Origin of the sequence: Spirillospora sp. NPDC049652, assembly GCF_040675125.1 — a bacterium.
Classification (GTDB): domain Bacteria; phylum Actinomycetota; class Actinomycetes; order Streptosporangiales; family Streptosporangiaceae; genus Spirillospora.
Map to the genome: position 1 here is coordinate 1 of NZ_JBFAOF010000380.1, position 6,386 is coordinate 6,386.

General features: G+C 75.1%; 7 protein-coding genes. 2 read left to right on the forward strand and 5 right to left on the reverse strand.

The genetic code is table 11. The features are described 5' to 3' along the window. Nucleotides 1-480: hypothetical protein (locus tag AB0J52_RS22620; protein WP_500183908.1), on the reverse strand; the 480-nt coding region annotated here is incomplete at its 3' end. Nucleotides 481-485: 5 nt separating this feature from the next. Further along, nucleotides 486-2,549, reverse strand: coding sequence for a molybdopterin-containing oxidoreductase family protein (locus tag AB0J52_RS22625; RefSeq protein WP_500183909.1), 2,064 nt, complete (start codon nucleotides 2,547-2,549; stop codon nucleotides 486-488). Nucleotides 2,550-2,706: 157 nt separating this feature from the next. Between AB0J52_RS22625 and AB0J52_RS22630 the strand changes: the two genes are divergently transcribed. Then, the gene (locus tag AB0J52_RS22630; RefSeq protein WP_500183911.1) at nucleotides 2,707-3,426 is read left to right on the forward strand and encodes a dienelactone hydrolase family protein; all 720 of its coding nucleotides are present in this window, start codon (nucleotides 2,707-2,709) and stop codon (nucleotides 3,424-3,426) included. A gap of 47 nt (nucleotides 3,427-3,473) precedes the next feature. Here AB0J52_RS22630 and AB0J52_RS22635 read toward each other — a convergent pair whose 3' ends face one another. Continuing rightward, nucleotides 3,474-3,758: a ubiquitin-like small modifier protein 1 gene (locus AB0J52_RS22635; protein WP_500183912.1), complete on the reverse strand. Its 285-nt coding sequence runs from the start codon at nucleotides 3,756-3,758 to the stop codon at nucleotides 3,474-3,476. Then, nucleotides 3,755-4,846, reverse strand: a complete 1,092-nt coding sequence (locus tag AB0J52_RS22640) for a WD40/YVTN/BNR-like repeat-containing protein (RefSeq protein WP_500183914.1) — start codon at nucleotides 4,844-4,846, stop codon at nucleotides 3,755-3,757. The genes AB0J52_RS22635 and AB0J52_RS22640 overlap by 4 nt, the downstream gene beginning before the upstream one ends. Nucleotides 4,847-5,016: 170 nt before the next feature. Between AB0J52_RS22640 and AB0J52_RS22645 the strand changes: the two genes are divergently transcribed. Then, a complete protein-coding gene (locus tag AB0J52_RS22645) occupies nucleotides 5,017-5,856 on the forward strand; it encodes a helix-turn-helix domain-containing protein (protein WP_500183917.1) in 840 nt (279 codons plus the stop codon). Here the strand turns inward: AB0J52_RS22645 and AB0J52_RS22650 are convergent. Further along, the coding region (locus tag AB0J52_RS22650; RefSeq protein ID WP_500183916.1) for a ferredoxin reductase domain-containing protein at nucleotides 5,802-6,386 on the reverse strand (585 nt) is incomplete at its 5' end. The genes AB0J52_RS22645 and AB0J52_RS22650 overlap by 55 nt on opposite strands.

The following is a 6,386-nucleotide window of genomic DNA, read 5'->3' on the forward strand; positions in this document are numbered from 1 at the left end:
GTGCGCGTCCCCGCCCGGCGCCAGCTGCGCCAGCAGGTCGCGCAGGGGGCCCGCCGCCTCGCGGCCCGCGTCGCGCAGGATCAGCCGGGCCGCGTGCACCGCCGACCGCTCCGCCCGCGGCGCGTCCCCGAGCGTCTGGAACGCCGCCATCGCGGCCCACGCCCGCCGCGCCGCCTCACCGGCGATGCCGGCCTCCGCCAGCACCTCGGCGGCCGTCGCGGCCAGCTCCGCCGCGGCCGGGCCCGGCGGCAGCGCCGCGGCCGCCTGCTCGGCCGCCGCCAGCACCTCCAGCGCCCGGTCCGTGCGGCCCTGCGCCGCCAGCGCGTGCGCCTGCCGGGCCCGCGCCAGCACCGCCAGCGGCAGCTCGCGCCGCTCCTCCAGCACCGCGGCCGCCTCCGCGTACGCGGCGACCGCCTCGTCGGCACGACCCGTCCGGTCGTACCGCCGCGCCCGCTCCAGCAACGCCCGTGGGTCGATCATGGCGGTCAGCGTAGCGGCAGCCGCTCGACCTCCACGCGGGTGTCGTGGAACACCGGTCCCGCGCCGAGGTCGGTGGCCCGCTCGGCGACCACGGCGTTGGCGTTCGCGCCGCCGGACAGCCGCGGCCAGTGGCCCTTGGTCGTCGCCGCGACCCCCGGCCTGACCTCGTCGGTCACCGCCACGACCGCCTCGAACGCCCCGCGGTCGTTGCGGACCCGCACCCGGTCGCCGCCGGCCAGGCCCCGCGCGGACGCCTCGTCCGGGTGCAGCCGCACCACCGGCCCGCCCTCCGCGCGGCGCCGCAGCTCCGCGTTCTCCCCGAACATGCTGTTGAGGAAGAAGTGCGACGCGGCCGAGATCAGGATCAGCGGGTAGCGCCCGGCGAGTTCGGCGTCCGCGCCCTCCGCGGACGGCACGTACCCCGCGAGCGGGTCGTGCCCGAGCGCCGCCGCCGTCTCGGACCGGAACTCCAGCCGCCCCGAGGGCGTCGGGAATCCGTCGGCGTACGGGACGAACGGGTCGGGGACCGCCAGCCGGACGAACCCCTCCTTCTTCAGCCGGTCCAGCGTGATCCCGGCGAGGTAGGGATGTCCGCCGGACAGCGCCTGCTCGGCCAGCTCCTCGTCCGACTCGTGCAGCGCCGGATCGGTCAGCCCCATGCGCCGCGCGAGCCGCCGGAACGTCTCGGTCGTCGGCAGGCACTCGCCCGGCGGCGCCACCGCCGGCTCGTTCCACGCCAGGTACAGGTGCCCGTAGCCGTCGTGCAGGTCGGCGTGCTCGTGCTGCATCGTGGCGGGCAGGACGATGTCGGCGTACGCGGCGGTGTCGGTCGGGAACTGCTCCACGACCACGGTGAACAGGTCGTCGCGCAGCAGGCCCTCCCGCACCCGGTTCTGGTCCGGCGTGCTCGCCGCCGGGTTCGCGGCGATCACGAACAGCGCCTTCACCGGCGGGTCGTCCAGCTCCAGCAGCCCCTCCGCCAGCCGCGACATCGACAGCCGCCGCACCGGCCCCGGCCGCAGGTCGTCGCGGAACAGCGCCTCCCGGTTCAACGGGACGTGCCCGGACGTCGAGTACGTCAGCCCGCCTCCGCGCAGCCGCCAGTCGCCCGTCACGCCGGGGAGGCACGCCAGCGTCCGCAGCGCCGATCCGCCGCCGCCGTGCCGCTGCAGGCCCTGGGTCGCCCTGATCGCCGTGGGGCGCGTCCGCGCGATGCGCTCGCCCAGCGCCGTGATCCGCTCGGCCGGGAGCCCGGTGACCTCCGCCGCGGCCTCGGGCGTGAACCGCTCGACGCGCTCCCGGAACTCCTCCCAGCCGAGCGTGTGGTCCCGCAGGAACTCCTCGTCCTGGGCCCCCAGCCGCACGATCACGTTCATCAGCGCCAGGGCCAGCGCCGCGTCCGTCCCCGGGATCGGGGCCAAGTGCTCGTCGGCCTGTTTGGCTGTCCGCGTCGCCACCGGGTCGATCGCCACGACGTACGCGCCGTCGCGCCGCGCCGCCTGCACGAACTTCCACATGTGGTGGCCGCTGGTCAGCGTGTTCGTCCCCCACAGGATGATCAGCCGGGCGTGCGCCAGGTCCTCCGGGTCGATGCCGCCGGCCGACCCCATGACCAGCTCCTGGCCGGCGTTGCCCGCCGCCGAGCACAGGTCCGCCCGGTGCGCCGACGCGCCCAGCGTGTTGAAGAACCGCCGTCCGGCCTGCCCTTCCAGGCCCTGGACGTAGCCGAGCGTGCCCATGCCCCAGTACGGCCACACCGACTCGCCGCCGTGCCGCTCGACGATCTCGCCGAGCCGCGCGGCGATCTCGTCCAGCGCCTCGTCCCACGAGATCCGCTCGAACCGGCCCTCGCCCTTGGCCCCGACGCGCCGCAGGGGGTGCAGGATCCGGTCGTCCTGCCCGGCCCGCTCCAGCCACCGGTTGACCTTGGTGCACAGCGCGCCGCGCGTGTACGGATGGTCCGGGTTGCCGCGCAGCCCGACCGCCTGCCCGTCGCGGACGGTCACCACCCAGGAGCATCCGTCCGGGCAGTCCAACGGGCAGGCGCCCAGCACCTTCAGCTCGGACATGCGCCACCGATCCTTCCGAACACGACGTCACGCACAGTCTGCTGCATGGGAGACAGGAGCGTCACCTTGGGACGGACGTGACGCAGTCCTCGGGCCCGGCCGGCCGGCGGGCGTTTTGGGGCTGGGCAAGGGCCGGGGCATAGGGGAGGGTGCTGGCATGCCGGAGATCAGGATTTCCAGTGACCTGCCCGCGTACCTGGCCGTGCCGGAGGGGGAGGGGCCTTGGCCGGCCGTCGTCCTGCTGTTCGAGTCGTTCGGGGACAACGCGGACATGCGGGCCCAGGCCGACCGGTTCGCGGAACGGGGCTACCTGGCGGTGCTGCCCGACCTGTACGGCGGGCGGCACTGGCTGCGGTGCGTCCGCAAGGCGTTCCGGGACCTGCTGGCCCGGCGCGGGCCGACGTTCGCGCGGATCGAGGCCGCCCGGCGCTGGGCGGCCGAGCGGGACGACTGCACCGGCCGGGTCGGGGTCGTCGGCTTCTGCCTGGGAGGCGGGTTCGCGCTGGTGGCGGCGGCGAAGCTGGACTTCCAGGCGGCGGCGGTGAACTACGGGATCGTGCCGCGGCACGCCGAGCGGGTGCTGGCGGGCGCGTGTCCGATCGTCGCGTCCTACGGGGGCGAGGACCGGTCGCTCCCCGGGGCGGCGGCGAAGCTGGAGCGGGCGCTGACCGTGCTGGACGTCACCCACGACGTGAAGGAGTACCCGGGCGCGGGGCACAGCTTCCTCACCGAGTCGGACGAACTGGTGCCCGCGCCGCTGCTCGCTGTCGCCAGGGTCGGGCTCGGGCTGGGGAAGGGCAAGGAGCAGGCCCCGGAGGCGTGGGAGCGGATCTTCGGGTTCCTGGACGGGCGGCTAGAAAACGGATCTACAACGTAAAGGCCGCGGCCGGATCGGTCGGCGGGCCGGTGGTTGGGGGTTCAGTGTCAGCCGCCGGAGACGGCGGGCAGGACGTGCAGGTCCGCCCCCGCCGCGAGCGGCGTGGCGAGCAGCGCCAGGTCGCGGACGTTGTCGGCGCCGACGAACACGTTCACGTGCGGACGCAGCGCGCCGGTCTCGTCGCGGACGCGCCGCCCGACGGCGGGCAGGGCCGCGTCCAGGGCGGCCAGGGCGTCGCCGACCGTCGCGTCCGGCGGCAGGTCGAGGGGGACGGCGGCGGGCGCTCCCGCGAGGTCGCGCAGCGCGCCCGGCAGCCGGACGGTCACGTTCACCGGCTGACCGCGCGCACGCACAGCACGTCGGGAAGGTGCCGGACGGCCTCGGTCCAGGTCTCGCCGTCGTCGCGGGAGGCGTAGACGCAGCCGTCGCGGGTGCCGAAGTAGATCCCGGCGGGGTCGAGGGTGTCGGCGCACATGGCGTCCCGCAGCACCGAGGCGTAGCACGGCCCCTCGGGCAGGCCCTTGTCGAACGCCCGCCAGCTCTCGCCCGCGTCGTCCGACCGGTGCACCTGGTAGCGGTGCCCGGCGGGGGAGCGGTCGGAGTCGGCGTTCAGCGGCAGGACGTACAGGGTGTCGGGCCGGTGCGGGTGGACGACCAGGGGGAAGCCGAAGTCGGCGGGCAGCCCCGCGTCGATGCGGGTCCAGGCGGCCCCGGCGTCGTCGCTGCGGTAGACGCCGCCGTGGTGCTGGAGGAACATCCGCTCGGGACGGCTCGGATGCAGGTCGACCTTGTGCACGCACTGGCCGAACGCGGGCGGCGGGTCGGGCAGGAACTCGGCGGCGATGCCGTGGTTGCGGGCCTCCCACGTCGTCCCGGCATCGGTGCTGCGGTAGACGCCGGCGGCGGAGACCGCGATGGTCACCGTGGCGGGGTCGACGGGGTCGGGCAGGACGGTGTGCAGGCACTGGCCGCCCGCGCCCGGCTTCCAGAACGGCCGGTGCGGATGGTTCCACAAGCCTTCGACCAGGCGGAACGTCATGCCGCCGTCCTCGGAGCGGAACAGCGCGGCGGGTTCGGCGCCGGCGTAGACGACGTCCGGCTCGGTGGGGGAGAAGCGGAGCTGCCAGACGGAGCGGAGCGCGGCTCCGGTGTGCTCGGGGAAGGCGATCGGGGCGGCGCCGGCGTCGCGGGCGGGTTCGGTCCAGGTGCGCCCGAGGTCGTCGGAGACGGCGATGGACACGCCCCAGAACGGGCTGTCGACGGCGGCGAGCAGCCGTCCGGTGCGCGGGTCGGCGGCGACGGCGGCGACGGGGGAGGTGGTGAACAGCAGCGGATCGGCGTCCCAGCCGTCACCACCGCGGCGGGGCCGCGCGACGACCATGCCCTTTCGGGTGCCGATGACGAGCGCGTGGTCGACCACTGGTCCTCCCGGGTGCAGGTTCCTTGCCGGGGATGCTCGCACGCGGACCGTCACGGCCGTCCCAAGCGCGGCGAACAGGGGGGCGAAGAATCCGCGGGGCCGCGCGGAACGCGCATTACCCCCGAGGTCATCGGCTTCGTGACATAAGGGTCGGTAACGTCTGCGGCGTGATGATGACCACCGCGTACTCCGAGTCCGCCGCCCCCACCTCCTCCCTCGGCGACGTCCGCCCGATCGGCGAGCAGCTGCGCGCCTGGCGGCAGCGGCGCAGGCTCAGCCAGCTGGAGCTGGCGTCCGAGGCGGACGTGTCGACCCGGCACCTGAGCTTCGTCGAGACCGGCCGCTCGGCCCCGAGCCGCGAGATGGTGCTGCGCCTCGCCGAGCACCTCGACGTGCCGCTGCGCGACCGGAACCTGCTGCTCGTCGCGGCCGGCTACGCCCCGGTGTACGCCGAGACCCCGATGGAGGAGCCGCGGATGGACGCGGTGCGCGGGGCGCTGCGGCAGGTGCTGGACGGCCACCAGCCCTACCCGGCGGTGGTCGTGGACCGGTTCTGGAACCTGGTGGACGCCAACGAGGCGGCGTCGATCTTCACCGACCTGGCGCCGCCGCACCTGCTGGAGCCGCCGCTGAACGTGCTGCGGCTGAGCATGCACCCCGACGGCATCGCGCAGAACATCATCAACCTGGGCGAGTGGCGCGCGCACATGGTGGACCGGGTGCGGCGGCACGTCGCGCTCACCGCCGACCCGGCCCTGGAGCGGCTCTACAAGGAGCTGCGCGACTTCCCCGGCTCGGACCCGCTGGAGGAGGCGGCCGTGCCGTCCACGGGCCACGACGTGTTCGTCCCGCTGCGGATCCGGGCGGAGGGCGCCGAGCTGTCGTTCTTCAGCACCATCGCCACCTTCGGCACCCCGGTGGACATCACGGTCGCCGAGCTCGCGATCGAGTCCTTCTACCCGGCGGACGTGACGACGTCGGAGTTCCTGCGGGCGCGGGCCGGCTGGTGACCTTCCGAGGCTGACCTGGACGCGATCGGGCACGTCGCGGCGGGCTCCTCCTCCCCCTGCCTCCCGGAGTTGCCGGTGCGGGCGCGGGTGAGGGCGTCTTCCTGCCGTTCGGCCTCTCTCAGGTCGTGGTGGATCCGCTCCGGCGGGACGCCGAGGTCCCGGAGCCTGGCGGCGGTCGCGCGGATCATCGCCGCCGGGCCCGCGAGGTAGACCTCGTGCTCTGACCAGTCGCCGAGCCGTTCCAGGGCCTCGGCGACGGCCGCGCCCCGGGGGCGGCCTCCGTCCGGGGCGTCCGGTTCATCCGCTTCGTTCGGGGTGACCTCGTCCGAGACGACCGGCACGACGTGCAGCCCGGGGTAGGCGGCTTCGAGCAGCCGCAGTCCGGGCAGGTCGTACAGGTCGCGTTCGGTGCGGACGGCGAGGACCAGGTGCACCTGCCGATGCCGTCCGGACGAGCCGGACGCCGCGGACGCCGCGGACGAGCCGGACGCCGCGGCGTGCTCGGCGATCGCCCGCAGCGGCGCTAGCCC

What these genes read in the sequence shown, in the direction of transcription:
- AB0J52_RS22625 (WP_500183909.1), bottom strand. Translation starts at nt 2,549, where the DNA reads ATGTCCGAGCTGAAGGTGCTGGGCGCCTGCCCGTTGGACTGCCCGGAC.
- AB0J52_RS22630 (WP_500183911.1), top strand. Translation starts at nt 2,707, where the DNA reads ATGCCGGAGATCAGGATTTCCAGTGACCTGCCCGCGTACCTGGCCGTG.
- AB0J52_RS22645 (WP_500183917.1), top strand. Translation starts at nt 5,017, where the DNA reads ATGATGACCACCGCGTACTCCGAGTCCGCCGCCCCCACCTCCTCCCTC.